The organism is Lysinibacillus sphaericus, assembly GCF_000600105.1.
Lineage (GTDB): Bacteria > Bacillota > Bacilli > Bacillales_A > Planococcaceae > Lysinibacillus > Lysinibacillus sphaericus.
In genome coordinates this window covers 417,588-434,227 of record NZ_CP006837.1, presented here as the reverse complement: position 1 = coordinate 434,227, position 16,640 = coordinate 417,588, and the positions used below count along the sequence as shown (strand labels likewise).

The window sequence follows — 16,640 nt, the reverse complement described above, 5'->3', positions numbered from 1 at the left end:
ACATAGTCGCATTTAATTATTGTAGGCTTAATATTACTTTTGCTTACATAAAGATTTGTTTATAACTAATAGCGAAGCTTTACACAGTACCTTTATCACTATCATCAAGATATACAAAAAGCTCTTAAAAGGTATTACCCGCTTTAAGAGCTTTTTAAGCTATTTATTGAAAATCTATAATGATTTTTAATGCATGCTCATCCGCCGCATTAGCAAAAGTTTCGTAAGCTTCCATCATGTCGTCAAATTTATAGCGATGTGTAGCTAACCTTTCTGGCTTAATCTTCCCTGTTTCTAACGTTTTTATTAGCATCGGTGTTGTGCTTGTCGATACTAAACCTGTGGAAATTGTCACGTTGCGAATCCATAAATCTTGTAATTGCAAATCGACAGGTTTACCATGAACACCAACATTAGCTAAACGACCTCCTGGTGATAAAATTCGCTGGCAAATATCGAATGTTGCAGGGTAACCTACAGCTTCAATTGCTACGTCAACTCCACGGCCATCTGTCATGTCAAATATTTTATCAATTGCAGCTTGGGCATCACGTGAATTGATTGTCTCTGTAGCACCAAATTTCTTGGATTCTTGTAAACGATTATCATCGAGATCAATCATTATAATTTTTGAAGGAGAGTAAAATTGCGAAGTTAATAGTGCAGACATTCCAATTGGACCTGCACCTACGATAGCTACTACATCACCTGGTGACACTTGACCATTTAATACGCCAATTTCCAAACCCGTTGGTAAAATATCAGAAATCATAACAGCAGCATCATCGGATATTCCTTGTGGAATGTGGTATAGAGAGTTATCAGCATGTGGAATATGAACATACTCTGCTTGTGTTCCATTGATTAAATGACCTAAAATCCAGCCGCCATCTTCACAATGAGCATATAAAGATTTTTTACAATAGTGGCATTTACCACATGACGTCACGCATGAAATAATTACTTTATCGCCTACTTTAAAGTTTGATACGCCTGCCCCTACCTCTTCAACAATTCCAATACCTTCGTGACCTAAAATTGTCCCCTCTTTAACAGCAGGTACATCGCCACCTAAAATATGCAAATCCGTACCACAAATAGTTGTTTTCACAAGACGCACCACTGCATCGCTATCTTTCACCACACGAGGTTTGTCTACTTCACGTAATTCCTTTTTACCTGGTCCTGCAAATACTAGCGCTTTCATTTAGAATTCTCCTCTCTCAATAGATTTGTAGACTTAATATACTTTAAATATAATTAATTATTCAGAAAACGTCAATTAACTGGACTATTTTTAGTTAATTTTTATAATTTTTTAGAGACAAAAAAGCCTTCTTAAATATCGCCATTTAAGAAAGCTCTCGTATTCGCATTATTCTCATTACAGATTGAAACATGATCTCTAATCAGTATATTTTACCCAAACTTTATATCTCTCACCATTATCTATTGTGATTTCTGTAAGAACTCTGAATTCATTTATTTGAGCAAGTCTAAAAGCTAAGGAATAAGCTATTTTATAATCTGGTGTGTCATAACCATCAAACAGTCTTGCATAAATTTCATTTCCTATTGAATCGGCCCATACATCTGCTTCGTATAAACTATCAAATATAATATTTTCTCGTTTCCATTTAAGTTGCATCTTTAATCCTTCTATCTAGTAAATTTATTTTACTGCACATTCAAGGAAAATCAGTGTAGTATTTTTAACACCTTTGATTTCGGTAGGGTTAAGTGCGAACCAATTAAAGTTAACTATATCGCCGGATTTAAGACCATAATTTTGACCTACTACCTGATAATTTTTCAAACTACCATGAAAACTATAACTCGGTCTTTCATAGTGAGAAGAGTATGGTGAATTAATTCGAGTACCATTTATAGATGCGCTCATACTTACATTTACTGCAGGTCTGAATAGTTCGTAAGCACTTGGTCTTATGTAAAATCCCCATTGGAGTGAACGATTAACTGAACTCGTGTTTGTTTGTATCATCACATAAGAGTGTCCATCAGAACTACTGAATGTTCCTTCGCAAGCACGAACCTCATCATCATACCCTAAACGTTCTATTAAATTACTAGTATTAATAGCCGAAACGGATTCTAGATGGGAAGAAGAAGAAAATGTTAATATTAATACAAGTGAAAAAGTAATAATAGACATTAGCAGCTTTTTCATAAAAAATCCTCCCCTAGTTTTGTTGTTCCAACATAGTCTAAATACATGGAATATTCCAACAAAAATCCAATAAATATTACTAACCTGTAAATTTTTCTACTAAAGAAAGATAGCTTAGAAAATTGAAAAAAAGTAGCCTACTCGGATGTTCTATATGTGCTTCAAATAACTAGGTCAGTTCAGGAAAACTAGTCTTTAGTCAACATCATCCCCTCTTTAACAGCAGGTACATCGCCACCTAAGATATGCAAATCCGTACCACAAATAGTTGTTTTCACAAGACGCACCACTGCATCGCTATCTTTCACTACACGAGGTTTGTCTACTTCACATAATTCCTTTTTACCTGGTCCTGCAAATACTAGCGCTTTCATTTAGAATTCTCCTCTCTCAATAGATTTGTAGACTTAATATACTTTAAATATAATTAATTATTCAGAAAACGTCAATTAACTGGACTATTTTTAGTTAATTTTTATAATTTTTTAGAGACAAAAAAGCCTTCTTAAATATCGCCATTTAAGAAAGCTCTCTATTCGCATTATTCTCATTTATCTATGGAAGCATGGCCTCGACGCAATCGATATTGTGCACCCGTTAAAAATGGCACCATCGCTTGTAAACATGCATCATCATATAAATACTCTTTAAAAACAATTGGTGGTACTAACAGCTCTTTTTCTTTACAAGCTTCTTTACAATGTTCAATAAACGCTGGTTGTAGGCCAGTATACAAAACTAATGGCATTGGAAACTGGTCATACGCTTTCTGTATAGCCATTACCATTAAGTCTTCACTTAGTAATTGATCGAAGCTGAAGCCTGTTATTTTCTTTGTATGAACATCTATAATAGACGCCATATAAGCCCATCCTTGATGCCAAGTTGGTACGTAACTTATATTGATTACCCACTTTTCGTTAGCTTTTGTCGTTTCAAAGCCTACATTTACTATTGGTTCCGGAACTTCTTCTACTTGTGCTTCCCTTGCCTTTTTTAATACGCGCTGGACCTTCCGCAAACTCCCTTGAAAGCCTCGCATTTTCAATATTTCATAAAGCTGTGCACCATTATAAAGTTGCCCATCTTCGATAAATATTTGTTCAATTTCCTCTAATAACTCTTCCGATGCCGACTTTTTTGATGACTGTTGCTTTTTTTGCAACCCACTATAGTAAGTACTTTTGGGCAAGTCTAATAGCTCACAGAGTACTTTAACAGCATGTTTTTTACTTTCCCGTTCCATATAATCAATTACATCTGTATCATCTAATTGGCTGCGAATATGGTAATAGCCTTTTTTAATATATCGACCTCTTGTTTTAATCGTTCGTTTTCTTTTTGAACGGTTAATACTTCTGCCTTCGTCATGTCGGTGACACCATCAACTGGTGTATATAACTTTATCCATTTATAAATGGTTACTTCAGATATACCATATTCGCTTGATAATTTACTGACAGCGGTGCCGAGGCGATATTGTTTTACAAGCTCTAATTTAAAGTCAGATGAATATCGTTTATTCCCCATACAACTCCCCCTTTTTTCTCCTATTTATAATAGTTGCTTGTCATAACAATGTCTAGGTTGCTGAAAAATTAAGGATGGTTCCGTATGAATCATCACGATTTCAGCAATAAATAATGTTTTGGAAAGCATTGCTACAACAGGATTCCCCCACCACATTATGCTATACTATTTCTATTATCGAAATATTGAAAGAGGGATGAATGTATGACGCAATTACAGACATTAAATGCTTATTTTGCTGAACATCGTGAGGCGCACTTAAATGAATTAAATGAATTTTTACGTATTCCAAGTATTAGTTCATTATCTGAGCATAAAGGCGATATTCAGCATGCCGCAGAGTGGCTAGCTGATGCCTTCAAGAAACTCAACTTAGAAAACATTTCTATCACTCAAACTGCTGGTCACCCTGTTGTTTATGCTGACTGGTTACATGCAGAAGGCAAACCAACTATTCTATTTTACGGTCACTACGATGTACAGCCAGTTGATCCATTACATCTATGGGATAGCGAACCGTTCAACCCTACAATCCGTGATAACAAATTATTTGCACGTGGCGCAAGTGATGATAAAGGTCAAGTGTTTATGCACTTAAAAATGATTGAAGCACTATTTGCAACGACTGGTACTTTGCCAGTGAACGTAAAATTCATCTATGAAGGTGAAGAAGAAATCGGTAGCCCTCATCTGCCTGCCTTTGTTGAAGAACATAAAGAAAAATTAGCAGCTGATTTAATTTTGATTTCTGATACAGGTCTTTATGGCCCTGGTAAACCAGCAGTATGCTATGGTTTACGCGGTCTTACAGGCGTACAAATTGACGTGCGTGGCGCAAAAGGCGATTTACACTCAGGCCTATACGGTGGCGGTGTACAAAATGCCATTCATGCACTAGCAGAAATTTTAGCATCCTTCCGCGATGAACACGGTACAATCCAAGTAGAAGGTTTCTACGATAAAGTATTACCATTAACGGAAGAAGAACGTGAAGCTTATCGAGCACTAGGCTTTGACGAAGACTCCGTAAAAGAGGAAGTCGGCGTATCTGAATTGTTCGGTGAAGCAGGCTATTCTTATTTAGAGCGTACTTGGGCTCGCCCAACGTTAGAAGTAAATGGTGTATTCGGTGGATTCTCTGGTGAAGGCATTAAAACTGTACTTCCTGCTGAAGCTGGTGCAAAAATTACTTGCCGACTAGTACCAAATCAGGAGCCAGAAGAAATCGTTGCTTTATTAAAAGCACATATCGACAAACATAAGCCTGCCGGTGTAGACGTAACGATTTCAGAATTCGATAAAGGCCGTCCATTCTTAACACCATTTGATCATCCATTTATTCAAGCAGCCGGTCGTTCCTACGAAAAAGTTTATAATGTACCTACCGCTTACACACGTGGTGGTGGTTCGATTCCAATCGTTGCTGCCTTTGATGAAATTTTAGATTTACCAGTTGTTTTAATGGGCTTTGGTCTATCGAGCGAAAACTTCCATGCACCAAACGAGCATTTCCATTTAGAAAACTTCGATAAAGGTTTACGTGTATTAGGAGACTATTTATATGAGGTTGCAGCACTAAGTCAATCGTAAACAACACAACTTATCCGCGATGTACTTTGCTTTACCCGCGAAGTACTTTGGGTTATCCGCGCTTTATTACCATTTACCCGCGGAATACCCGATTTTACCCGCGCTTTACTGCGGTTTACCCGCGATAATAAAAATCCCCTCGCCATCTGGCAGGGGATTTTTCATTTGTTTATTCACCAAAATTCGTTACAAACTGTGCTGATGTTTTTCGTTCTTTGCCTTTTGGTACTTCATCAAAATAACCGACCTGTAACATCGCTATTACACGTTCACCTGGCTGTACTTTTAATGCTTCACGGAATTTAGGATTATCTAAGAAGCCTGGTGTTTTCCAGCAAGAGCCAATACCTTTATCCCAAGCTAACAGCTGGATATTTTGAATAAAAATACTCGCTGCTGCGTAATCTTCTAAACGCTCTTTTTGACGTGCATCCTCTGGCACAATAACAAATGCATAGCCACCAGGCAATGTGAATTTTGCCATTTGCTTCGCTAAATCTTCACTCGAAAGCTCCTGCCATTTTGGAACAGCTAGCTCTCGTAATAGCTGATGTAGTGCAACTAAATCATCATCGCAAGCAATAACTAAACGCCACGGTTCGCGATTACCATGGTTCGGTGCCCAGACAGCATCGTCAACAATGCCCAGTAAATCTTCACGTTTCACCAATTGCCCATTAAACTTCTTAATTGAACGGCGATTTATAATTGCATCTCTTACCGATAAAAATTGTTCGCTCATTTTTTTCTATCTCCTTCTAATAATAGTAGTATATATCATTATTCTTCATTTCTATCTCCAACATTATCATAAAATGATGAGCTTTAAAACTGCTAACACTCTAAGCAAAACTATCATCTATATGATAAAAATAATAGGTCATATTTGGGGTATACGCCGTAGAATCCTGATAAAAATAAGCCCTATTAATACTATCTGATGTATGTGCATTGACATAGGGAATTCCATTTTGAATACTCGTAACAATGACCGAATGATCAATTCTGCCATCTCCTTGAAAATCATAAAATATAACGTCCCCAATGTCTAATTGTTCTGCCGTTTGCACGCGTGTTGCCTTTAAACCCGTCTTTGAGCCCTCTAAATACCATCTTAGAGAATGTGCCACAGACCAGCTAAAGCTCCAGTTTCCTTGCTGAATCCACCAGCCTCTTTCCCTATTTGGTGCCCCTCGCATCGGTGCTCCTCCAGCAAGTAAGCACTGTGAAATATAATTCGTACAATCGACATCAAAATTCGGAAATGCCGGATTACGACTATTCCACCATAAATTCGCATATTGTACAGCTGCCTGTCTGTTATACATTTTGGCCACGCTCCCCCTCCTTATGTCCATCATATGACTCCATCGTTCGTTCTATTAATTAGGCGATTCAACGCAAAATTGCTGAAAGCGGTCACATTAGGCGCTATCTTTTCCAATTTCAAGATAGTTTTTGCTACAATAAGATTAAACAAATTGGCAATTTTTTTATTTTACGAACAGAAGGGATGTTGAATGTGAAGCAGCATGCTGAGAAAGAAATTTTACAGCCTACTCTTTTATGCGATAAAAAAGGGAATTTAAATCCAGCTGCTATTGGATTTGCACGAAAACCTCTCATAAATAGCAATTTAAGCGGACATATCATGCGTAAAAAGAAATGGAACTATTGGTGCATCTATGGCGATGAGATTTTATTCTCCGCAACGATTAGTCATCTCGATTACGCAGCTGTGTGCTTCGTGTATTTCCTTGAATATGAAACTCAGCGCTATTTTGAAAAAACAATAACAATTCCACTCGGTGGCAAGCTCAAAATGCCAACACATGTACTGGAATCGGTATCTTTCACGAATAGTGAAATGACAATTGATATGACCTATATTCAAAACGAAACACATTTATCTGTTTCAATCCCTACTTTTGATGGCGATGCCTTGCGTGCCAATTTAATTATTCAGCATCCACCTTCAGACGAATCGTTAAATGTCGTCATTCCTTGGAATCGTAGGACATTTCAATTTACAGGAAAGCATCATATTCTTCCTACTTCAGGAGAAGTAATCATCGGCAATCGCCACTTTACGTTTACCCCTGAAGAAAGCTTTGCTGTACTTGATTATGGACGTGGCGTTTGGCCACGGGAAGCCACTTGGAATTGGGGCATGGCATCTCAACGTGTTCGAGGTAGACGCATCGGGCTCAACTTAGGTGGTAAATGGACAGATGGTACTGGCATGACTGAAAATGCTGTTTTTGTGGATGGGAAGATGACAAAAATACATGAAGATTTGCTGTTCACTTATGATCGAGAGGATTATATGCAACGATGGACAGTCAAAACAAAATTTTCAAATCAAGTATCTCTAACATTCTCTCCATTTTTCGAACGGGTTGCCGCAACTAACGCAAAACTTGTTAAATCAGAAGTACATCAAATGTTTGGTTATTATGATGGAACGATTTTATTAGCTAATGGTGAAACATTAGTTATTAAGCAAATGCTAGGATGTATCGAAGAACATCAAGCAAAATGGTAATAACTATTTCCCATTTCAACCTAAAACACAAAAAAATTCGCCCTCTTTTCGCCATCGATAAAAGAGTGTCGCGAATTTTTTTGTTTCCTTTGGAGTCATTAGTTGTCGTTCAGCAAAGGGTAACTTTGTTAATCTTTATTGATTCCATCTAGTATAGCTTCTGGGTCATCTGTAAATAGGGCTTGTATGCCGAGCTGTTGCAATTGCTGTGCATACTTAACATCATTAACGGTGTAAACACGCACGGTTGCCTCTTTCTCTAGTGCTGTTGCTATAGGTTTCCTAAATGCAGTAGGTAAACTAACATGAATCGCATTAGCAGGAATGGTTGCTGTATAGGTTGTAAAATCGACTAAAACCTCCGCAAATAAGGCAGCGGTTTCAATGTATGGCGCCATCTGATATACAGTTTGAAGCGATTCATGGTTAAAGGAAGAAATAATGACCCTCTCCGTCATTTGGTGCGTCGCTATTTCCTTTAATACAAGCGCCTCAATTCCTTCGTAAGGAAAGACATCCGTTTTTAACTCAATATTGATACGATGGTGTGTAGCGACAAAAAGCTCTAAAACTTCACCTAATGTAGGAATACTTTCACCTTGAAATTGTGCTGCAAACCACGAACCATAATCATAAGCACGCAGTTGCTGAAGTGTAAAATCTTTTACATAACCAGAACCATTAGATGTTCGGTCAATTGTTTCATCATGAATCACTACAAGCTCACCATCTGCGGTGACATGAACATCCAATTCAATACCTGCAATTGGTAGCTTAGATGCTGCATAAAAAGCGGCTTTTGTATTTTCGGGAAAATGAGCTGAAACGCCACGATGGGCAAATAAATCCAAATGCAAAACCTCCTTCTACTCTTTACTTCATAGTATAACAATAAGCTAAATAGAACGTTTACACTTGATAGGTAAAATTTTGTATAGTAGTATGAGAATCTACTTAAAATTGTAAGTACTTAGGAGGTGCTAAAAATGACTGCACAACACCCGGATTTTCAGGCTGAGTTAGAGCGCCTTGCATACACGCAAAATTATATGCAACAGATTTTAAATGAATCGCAACGAGACCTGCAATCTGCACAAGAAAATATACGAAAGTCTATGGCGGATTTAGATTATCTAGATTCAAGTTTAAGTTATTTAAACATTTTAACAAATGCTCGTTTTTTTGAAATGGCTCGCAATCAAAAAGAAGGTTTAGAGGCTGTACAAAAAAAGCCTTACTTCGCCCGCATTCACTTTCAAAAAACGGGCGATCCTGAAGAGTTTTTGTATATCGGAAAAACATCCTTATTTCATCGTGAAACACATGAACCTATTATTGTCGATTGGCGTTCGCCTGTAGCAAATGTCTATTACGACGGCCGTCTTGGTGATATGGAATATGATGTTCGCGGAGAAGTTCATAAAGGACATTTATTTGCCAAACGACAATATAAAATTGAAGATGGCGTATTGCTCGATATTCGGGATATTGACTTAACAACAAATGATGAATTACTACAAGAAGCATTGGCAGGAAAAGCAGATGTACGCTTAACAGAAATCGTCTCTACTATTCAAAAAGAACAAAACGATATAATACGCGCTCATCTGCGTCAGCCAATTATTGTCCAAGGTGCTGCCGGTAGTGGGAAAACAACGATTGCTTTACACCGTATCTCGTACTTCCTCTATACGATGGGCGAACATTTTAATCCTGAGCAGCTCATGATTTTAGCACCGAATAAGCTTTTTATTGATTATATTGGAGATGTTCTCCCAGAGCTTGGTGTTGATAAAATATGCCAAACAACATTTGCAGACTATGTCCTTGCCGCAACAAAACTAAAGTTAAAGCTACGCAATCCGAATGAACAATTGGAATCACTCGTAATAGGCGGTGCCAATCAGCCAACTGCTTGGATTTCTGAAGTGAAGGGCTCCCTTTATTATCGTGATATAATCGAACGATATTTACAAAAAATTGAATTGCAAATAGCTGAACAATTCGAGGATGTCTATATTGAAAAATATCGTATAATGCGGGCTTCACATTTAAAAAAATTATTCTTATATGAATTTTCTTATATGCCGATTGAAAAACGGTTAGCCCATATTAAAAAGGTACTTGCAAGTCATGTTCGGCAAAAGAAACAAGCCGTCTTAAATACGTTGCATGCAAAATACGATGAAGCCCTTGGAAAAGCGCTCAATGGTATTCGTGATGCTGAGAAACGAAAACACATTGTTACAAAATTTATCGATGAACGCGATGAACGTTTACCCGCCATTGAAAAGGAAGCAAAATCTACCGTTGCTGTCTATATGCGCCGCTTTACAAAATATAATGTAAAAACAGTCTATCGTACGCTGTTAACGAATGCTGAGCTATTAGCAGAAATCGCACCAGAATGGCATTATATGGAACAACAACAATTTTTACAAGCACACGCTAAAGAGCAATGGATGTTAGAAGATTTAGCTGCCCTCTATTATTTACAAGCAAAGCTAAAAGGGATTGCAGATGAATGGAAAATGCGCGTTGTCTTTATCGATGAAGTACAGGACTACAGTCTATTCCAGCTAGCCGCTCTAAAAGCAGGGCTAGAAACGGATATGTTTACAATGGTAGGTGATTTAGCACAAGGAATTCATAGCTATCGTTCCCTAACCGCTTGGGAGCCTGTGCAAAATTTATTTCCCCGCGCTAGCTTTAGAACACTTCAAAAAAGTTACAGAACAACCATTGAAATTATGGAGGTCGCTAACAAAATTTTAATGCAAATGGATGAGCAACTGCCATTAGTTGAGCCTGTAGTCCGTCATGGAGATGCGCCAACATTTGTACAGGCAGCTTCCTTTAATACGCAGCAAATTAGAGAAATTTTCGCTTCCATTAGAGCAAATGGGCACCAATCAATCGCCTTAATTTGTAAAACTACGGCTGAAGCCAAATCAATGCAACAGGCGTTAACGAATGACGCGATTCCTTGTCAACTTCTCACAGAAGATGAATCGATTAATCAGCAAGTATTACTTGTTGTACCAAGCCATTTAGCAAAAGGTCTTGAGTTTGATGCTGTCATTGTTGCTGCCTTTGATACGCCCTTCTTTGATTCGAAAATTGATAGAAAATTACTTTATGTGGCATTAACTCGTGCCATGCATGAGCTATATTTAATTGGTCCTACGAAAAAGGCATTTCTATTAGAAAATTAAATAACACAATAAAAAATAGCACAGTAGGATACAGTCCCTAACATGCTATTTTAGCAGTTGGATAGCCGTGCTCATTTATAACGATTAAATAAATACTGTAAAAACTATTTATGGCGCGGTGGTAATCTGTAAAACTTTCCTTTCGATAAATAAGCTTTCACAACCTTCCACCATGAGCGAGGTGCTTCCCTCGGAGGAGACTTTTTTTTCGGCAATGCTGGCATACGCATGACAACGCCCCCTTTCTTCATCCTTATTAATACTATATGGGCATAGTACACATTTATGATAAAAAAAGAGGAATATAACAGAAACTTAAACTTCTTAGCAATAAAAAGGCTGGGACATAAGAGAAAAAGTGTTAGATTGAACCTAATCAATCTAACACTTTTTTGCTATGCAGTTGTTGTCCGCTACGACGGTGCTTTCCGCTCAGCACCGTAAGCCGCAACCCTCTGCTTGCGCGCGGAATGCCCGCGTCTAACATTATGTGCTGTTCTGAGCTGGAGTCACCGCCTTCGCTACCAACAACTAGTGAACACTTCTAATTTTTTTAATTGCAAAAGCAAGAATAGCTAGGTCTCCATATAGCAAAAATTTATGAACAGCTTTCGTCTGTTCCTTAAATTTTTTTAGTTTTGTCCTAGCCTCTCTTTCCATTAATTTTTCACATAATAGTCTAGTTGCTGTGCTTTCATAAAGCCTGCCTTCTCATAAACAGAAAGAGCTTTTCTATTCTCGATTTCTACATCAAGCATAACAAATTTAGCGCTTTGTTTACTAGCATAGTCTTTTGAAAAGGATAATAAAGCTGTACCGATTCCTTGCCCTTGATACTGAGGATGAACTGCAAGTGCTGTCACCCATTGAATTTCATTTTCTTCTGCTGTGGTCACCGTACCTACAACGTGACCATCTTTATGTGCCACCCATAGTTTTCGGCCATGCGTTGACGTATTAAAGTCGATTAGCTCCTCCGATTCTGATGGCAAATCCCCAAACGCATCACTATATATAGCAATTAGTTCAGTCTGCTCCCCAGCGTATGGGGCAATTTGAATATCATCTCGAAGTTCAACTGGCTCTGCTTTCGTTTCCAATGTTGCTTCTGAAAAACTGTATGAATAGCCAAACTTTTCGATAAATGTATGCCCGTAAGGAGAGCCATCAATAACAACTGCTAACTGACCTTCTGCTCCTCGCTCTTCTAGTCCAGCTTGTAACACATTGACTAAAGCTGTTCCAATTCCTTTTTGGCGATAAGCTGGTGTCACTACTAACGACCATTCATACGTATGCAGCCCCATCAAATCAATGGCACTTGCAGCACCTACTAATACATCATTGTCATCTTCATAAGCAAGCACCATAAAACCTTTCGATTCAAAAGAACCTGCCGATGGTATATTCATAATCGTTTCATATACACGATAATCGTTTAAAGTTGCTTCTTCACATAATATTTTTAATTCATTCAATGTTTCCCCATCCAAAGGGAATGACACTGTAATCACTGAAATGTTCATTGTTTACTCCGTTCTTATATCAGACTATTGCCCTATTGTAGCAAGAAAGAAAATAAACTGGCAACAAATTATCATACCCGTTTCTAATAATCAGCAATTTTACTTCCAATACAGAATAAATAGAAAGATTTGTACTACTATAGGTCTTTAAAATAAATGAAATTTACTAGAAGCTATTAGTTATAAATCATTATATGGCTTCTCATCCTAAGAAATCGGATAATTACATTTATTGTAATTATTATAACATTAATACAAATAAATTACATTAATAAAAGTACTAAATTTCTACAATAAATTATTATACAACCATTACTATTGGCAGGTGCTTCCAATTAAAAAAGAGCGATTTCTAGAAAAATCGCTCTACAATCAAACTTATCCTACTTTCGTTTACCAGTAATTTGCGGTTCTTTTCCACCGCCATAGTTCTTCCAAACATTACTCTTCTAAATGATATGCGGAGGCGCTTAGCATCTGGGCGTAAATGCCCCTAGATTCAATTAATTCTTGCTGTAAACCTGCTTCAACTAGCTCACCCTTCTGCATAACGAGTATGACATCTGCATTATGCACAGTATTTAATCGATGTGCAATGACAAAGCTTGTGCGTCCTTGCATCAGTCGGTCGAGTGCCTCTTGGATTGCTAATTCTGTTACGGTATCAATGCTGCTCGTTGCCTCATCAAGCAATAAAATTTTCGGATTAGCAATTAGTGCCCGTGCAATGGATAATAATTGCTTTTGCCCTTGGGAAATTTCACGACCATCTGCTTTGAGAACAGTATCATAACCATCCTTTAGTTTCATAATAAATTCATGCGCATTAGCGAGCTGCGCCGCTTCTATAACTTCCTCATCACTAGCATCTAAACGGCCATAACGTATATTTTCCCTTACTGTAGTTTCAAACAAAAAAGGGTCCTGTAATACAAAGGCCATTTGGGAACGGAGTGCTTGCCGTTCAATTTGCTGTACATTTATACCATCAAATAGCACTTCGCCCTTCGTCACCTCATAAAATCTAGCAATTAACTGTAAAATCGTTGTTTTCCCTGCACCAGTTGCCCCTACCAAAGCAACCGTCTGCCCTGGCTCAACCGTAAAGTTAATATCTTTTAGTGTGTAAGATTCCTGTGCCACATCATATTTAAAAAACACATGTTTGAATGTTACCTGTCCTACTAATGGATGATTCTTTGCAGTAGACATTTCCATTTCAGACTGTTCATCGAGTAATGAAAATACACGCTCAGCTCCTGCAATAGCTGAGAGTACTGTATTAAACTGATTCGCCAAATCATTTAATGGTCTTGTAAATTGGCGAGCATATTCTGTAAAAATTACAATTACACCTATTGATACATGACCGTAAAGTGCAAGCACCCCACCAATACCAGCAACAATCGTAAAGCTCATATTATTTAAAAAGTTCATGACTTTTGGTATATATCCAGAGTACGTCTGTGCCCAAAAGCCTGTTCTTTTCAAACGTAAACTTTTGTCGCGAAATTCTGCTTTTACACGCTCTTCCTGTGAAAAGGCCTTTACAATTCGCTGTCCAGAAATAGTTTCTTCAATCATGCCATTGAGCGCTCCCATTGCTGATTGTTGCTCTTTAAATAACGGAGCAGTTCGACGTGTAATCCAGCGCATTGCCCAAAACATAATTGGAATAATTGTCATTGTTAAAATCGTTAACAATGGGCTCAAGCTTAGCATGATAATAAGCGTGCCCCCAAGCGTTAAAACGCTGGAAAACACCTGTATAAAAGAACTATTCAAAGTAGAGCTAACCGCTTCAATATCATTTGTCATGCGACTCATTAACTCGCCATGTTGCCGTCTATCAAAAAACGAGATAGGTAACTTTTGAAAATGAGTAAAGACACTTGTTCGCAGCCTATATATCGTCTGTTGGGCAATCCCAATCATCCAATAATTTTGTAAAAATAACGAGATAGCTAAAAGCACATAAATTCCGATTAACAGCGTAATTTTACTGCCTAGTCCATTGAGCTCGCCTTGCATCACATATAGATCGATTATTTTGCCGACTATATACGGTCCTAATAGCGCCAAAAGTGAGCTGACCATAACAAGGAATAGCACGATGACTAATAACATCCGTTGTTCATCGACAATTTTCCATAGACGCCATAATGTACTTTTCCAATCTGCTGCTCGTGGCCCTTTCTTTTTCTTTACAACCTGTTTTACATCCTCTTTCGATAAAATCGGCTCATAGCCAAAAGGTTTTTGGAAAAATCCCATTATTTCACCTCCTGCTGGGAGATAGCGATTTTTTGATAGAGCTCAGAAGTTTGCAAAAGGGCTTCGTGTGAACCATAGGCAACCACTTTACCCTCGTCTATTAACAAAATATGATCTGCACCTTTAGCCGTACGAATTTTTTGTGTGACAACGAGCATCGTTGCACTTTCTTCACTAAGCGCATCCCATAGTGCCTGCTCTGTTTTAACATCAAGTGCACTTGTACTATCATCAAGCATTAATATATGCCCTTTTCTTAATAGTGCCCTCGCAATCGATAATCTTTGTTTTTGACCACCTGATAAATTAACTCCCTTTTGCCCAACGCGCGTATCATAACCACTCGGGAAGTCTTCCACAGATGCATGGATTTGTGCCTGCATCGTTGCATTTAACACTTCGTCCATTTCCGCTTTCGTATCCCCCCAACGTACATTATCAGCAATACTACCTGTAAATAATAAAGATTGCTGCGGAACATAGCCTATAATGTCGCGTAGTTCTTGCAAGTCCCATTGTTGAACATCTTTTCCTTCGACATATATTTGTCCTTCTGTCACATCATAAAAACGAGGAATAAGCTGTAGTAATGTCGATTTACCAGCACCAGTAGCCCCCATAATGGCTAATTTTTCACCTGACTTCACTTGAAAACTTACGTTGGACAAGACGGTCGCATCTGTACCTGGGTATTGGAAGCTGACATTATGAAATACCAGCTCCCCTAATTTCAGGTCACTAGATGCCCCCACTATCGATGACGAAGTACTTTCTACTTCATTGTCAACAGCCAACACCTCTGTCATGCGTTCTGCTGAAGCTTTCGCACGGGCATAAAAAATAATAATAAAAGCAAACATTGAAAACGAACCTGTGATACGCATTGCATAGTTGACAATCGCTACAATATCTCCAAGCGGTGCTGTCCCTGTAGCAACTTGCTTTGTACCAAACCAAAGAACTGCCAATAAACTCATGTTCATTACGAATAATAAGACCGGCATAATATATTCCATCGTGCGCAGTGCTTTAACAGTATCCACCTTCAAATGTGATGCCACCTGCTCAAAACGTGAAGCCTCATATTTTCCACGTAAATAAGCTTTCACGAGGCGCATTGCTTGTAAATTTTCTTGAAGCACTCGATTTAATCGGTCTACACGCTTTTGCACTTTCCCAAAATAAGACACACCTTTTGCAACCATAAAAATCAGGAAAACAAAAATGATTGGTGCCCCAATAACTAAAAACAACGCTAGTTTTGCATTGACAACAAATGCCATAACAATGCTCCCCACAACAGCAAGTGGTGCTCGGAGCATAATACGAAGGCTCATAAACAACACTGTTTGAACTTGTGTGACATCATTTGTTAGCCGAGTAATGAGCGAAGCTGTAGAAAATTTTTGATACGTAGCCAATGTAAAAGATTGTATTTTTTCAAACAAAGCATTACGCAAATCAAAAGCAAAGCTTTGCGCAGTATGTGATGAAAAATATGAATTAATGACACCGGCTAAAAAGGCGATAAAAGATAAAATAAGTAATACGGCTCCCCATTGTATAATCATCTGTTGATTTTGAGCACGTACACCATCATCAATAATTTTGGCCATAATAAGCGGTTGAATCAGCTCTACGAATAATTCCATAAGCATCAAACATAATGCAATAACGGCTGTCCACTTATAAGGTTTTACATACGAAAAAATTACTTTCACATTCTCTCCCCCTTGTTTGAGAAGAACTAGTATTCTATAAACCTAGTCAAA

14 protein-coding genes and 1 pseudogene are annotated in these 16,640 nt (G+C 38.0%); 3 read left to right on the top strand and 12 right to left on the bottom strand.

Going from position 1 to position 16,640, the window contains the following annotated elements; all coding sequences use genetic code 11:
- Positions 1 to 163: 163 nt before the first annotated feature.
- From T479_RS02060 to T479_RS23450, 6 genes and pseudogenes are all read right to left on the bottom strand, one after another.
- A complete protein-coding gene (locus T479_RS02060) occupies positions 164 to 1,207 on the bottom strand; it encodes a zinc-dependent alcohol dehydrogenase family protein (RefSeq protein ID WP_025218525.1) in 1,044 nt (347 codons plus the stop codon).
- A 198-nt stretch (positions 1,208 to 1,405) separates the two neighbouring features.
- Positions 1,406 to 1,648, bottom strand: coding sequence for a hypothetical protein (locus T479_RS02055; RefSeq protein WP_025218524.1), 243 nt, complete (start codon positions 1,646 to 1,648; stop codon positions 1,406 to 1,408).
- A 24-nt stretch (positions 1,649 to 1,672) separates the two neighbouring features.
- Complete coding sequence (locus tag T479_RS22700; RefSeq protein ID WP_025218523.1) at positions 1,673 to 2,188, bottom strand: hypothetical protein; 516 nt, start codon at positions 2,186 to 2,188, stop codon at positions 1,673 to 1,675.
- Between the two features lie 200 nt (positions 2,189 to 2,388).
- Positions 2,389 to 2,562 (bottom strand): annotated as a pseudogene (locus T479_RS02045) (alcohol dehydrogenase); the annotation flags it as partial.
- A 173-nt stretch (positions 2,563 to 2,735) separates the two neighbouring features.
- Positions 2,736 to 3,434, bottom strand: a complete 699-nt coding sequence (locus T479_RS02040) for a hypothetical protein (RefSeq protein WP_025218521.1) — start codon at positions 3,432 to 3,434, stop codon at positions 2,736 to 2,738.
- A gap of 23 nt (positions 3,435 to 3,457) precedes the next feature.
- Positions 3,458 to 3,718 (bottom strand): transposase, encoded by a 261-nt coding sequence (locus T479_RS23450; protein WP_024362775.1) that lies wholly within the window; start codon positions 3,716 to 3,718, stop codon positions 3,458 to 3,460.
- A 204-nt stretch (positions 3,719 to 3,922) separates the two neighbouring features.
- On the opposite strand from T479_RS23450, the gene T479_RS02030 reads away from it, so the two are divergent.
- On the top strand, positions 3,923 to 5,308 hold the full coding sequence (locus T479_RS02030) for a dipeptidase (RefSeq protein ID WP_025218520.1): 1,386 nt from the start codon (positions 3,923 to 3,925) through the stop codon (positions 5,306 to 5,308).
- Positions 5,309 to 5,477: 169 nt separating this feature from the next.
- On the opposite strand, the gene T479_RS02025 is transcribed toward T479_RS02030, so the two are convergent.
- Together T479_RS02025 and T479_RS02020 are read right to left on the bottom strand one after the other, a co-directional pair.
- Positions 5,478 to 6,050, bottom strand: a complete 573-nt coding sequence (locus T479_RS02025) for a nitroreductase family protein (protein WP_025218519.1) — start codon at positions 6,048 to 6,050, stop codon at positions 5,478 to 5,480.
- A gap of 100 nt (positions 6,051 to 6,150) precedes the next feature.
- A complete protein-coding gene (locus T479_RS02020; protein ID WP_024362771.1) occupies positions 6,151 to 6,645 on the bottom strand; it encodes an amidase domain-containing protein in 495 nt (164 codons plus the stop codon).
- Positions 6,646 to 6,830: 185 nt separating this feature from the next.
- Here T479_RS02020 and T479_RS02015 point away from each other — a divergent pair, with 185 nt between their 5' ends.
- Positions 6,831 to 7,853 (top strand): DUF2804 domain-containing protein, encoded by a 1,023-nt coding sequence (locus T479_RS02015; protein ID WP_024362770.1) that lies wholly within the window; start codon positions 6,831 to 6,833, stop codon positions 7,851 to 7,853.
- Positions 7,854 to 7,981: 128 nt separating this feature from the next.
- Here T479_RS02015 and T479_RS02010 read toward each other — a convergent pair whose 3' ends face one another.
- Positions 7,982 to 8,704: a glycerophosphodiester phosphodiesterase gene (locus T479_RS02010; RefSeq protein ID WP_025218518.1), complete on the bottom strand. Its 723-nt coding sequence runs from the start codon at positions 8,702 to 8,704 to the stop codon at positions 7,982 to 7,984.
- Between the two features lie 135 nt (positions 8,705 to 8,839).
- Between T479_RS02010 and helD the strand changes: the two genes are divergently transcribed.
- The gene (helD, locus tag T479_RS02005; RefSeq protein ID WP_025218517.1) at positions 8,840 to 11,068 is read left to right on the top strand and encodes an RNA polymerase recycling motor HelD; all 2,229 of its coding nucleotides are present in this window, start codon (positions 8,840 to 8,842) and stop codon (positions 11,066 to 11,068) included.
- Positions 11,069 to 11,727: 659 nt separating this feature from the next.
- Here the strand turns inward: helD and T479_RS02000 are convergent.
- The 3 genes from T479_RS02000 to T479_RS01990 all read right to left on the bottom strand — a co-directional run bounded on the left by T479_RS02000 (position 11,728) and on the right by T479_RS01990 (position 16,589).
- Positions 11,728 to 12,594, bottom strand: coding sequence for a GNAT family N-acetyltransferase (locus T479_RS02000; protein WP_024362767.1), 867 nt, complete (start codon positions 12,592 to 12,594; stop codon positions 11,728 to 11,730).
- 441 nt (positions 12,595 to 13,035) lie between these two features.
- Positions 13,036 to 14,868: an ABC transporter ATP-binding protein gene (locus T479_RS01995; RefSeq protein ID WP_025218516.1), complete on the bottom strand. Its 1,833-nt coding sequence runs from the start codon at positions 14,866 to 14,868 to the stop codon at positions 13,036 to 13,038.
- Positions 14,868 to 16,589, bottom strand: coding sequence for an ABC transporter ATP-binding protein (locus tag T479_RS01990; RefSeq protein ID WP_025218515.1), 1,722 nt, complete (start codon positions 16,587 to 16,589; stop codon positions 14,868 to 14,870). The genes T479_RS01995 and T479_RS01990 overlap by 1 nt, the downstream gene beginning before the upstream one ends.
- Positions 16,590 to 16,640 lie beyond the last annotated feature (51 nt).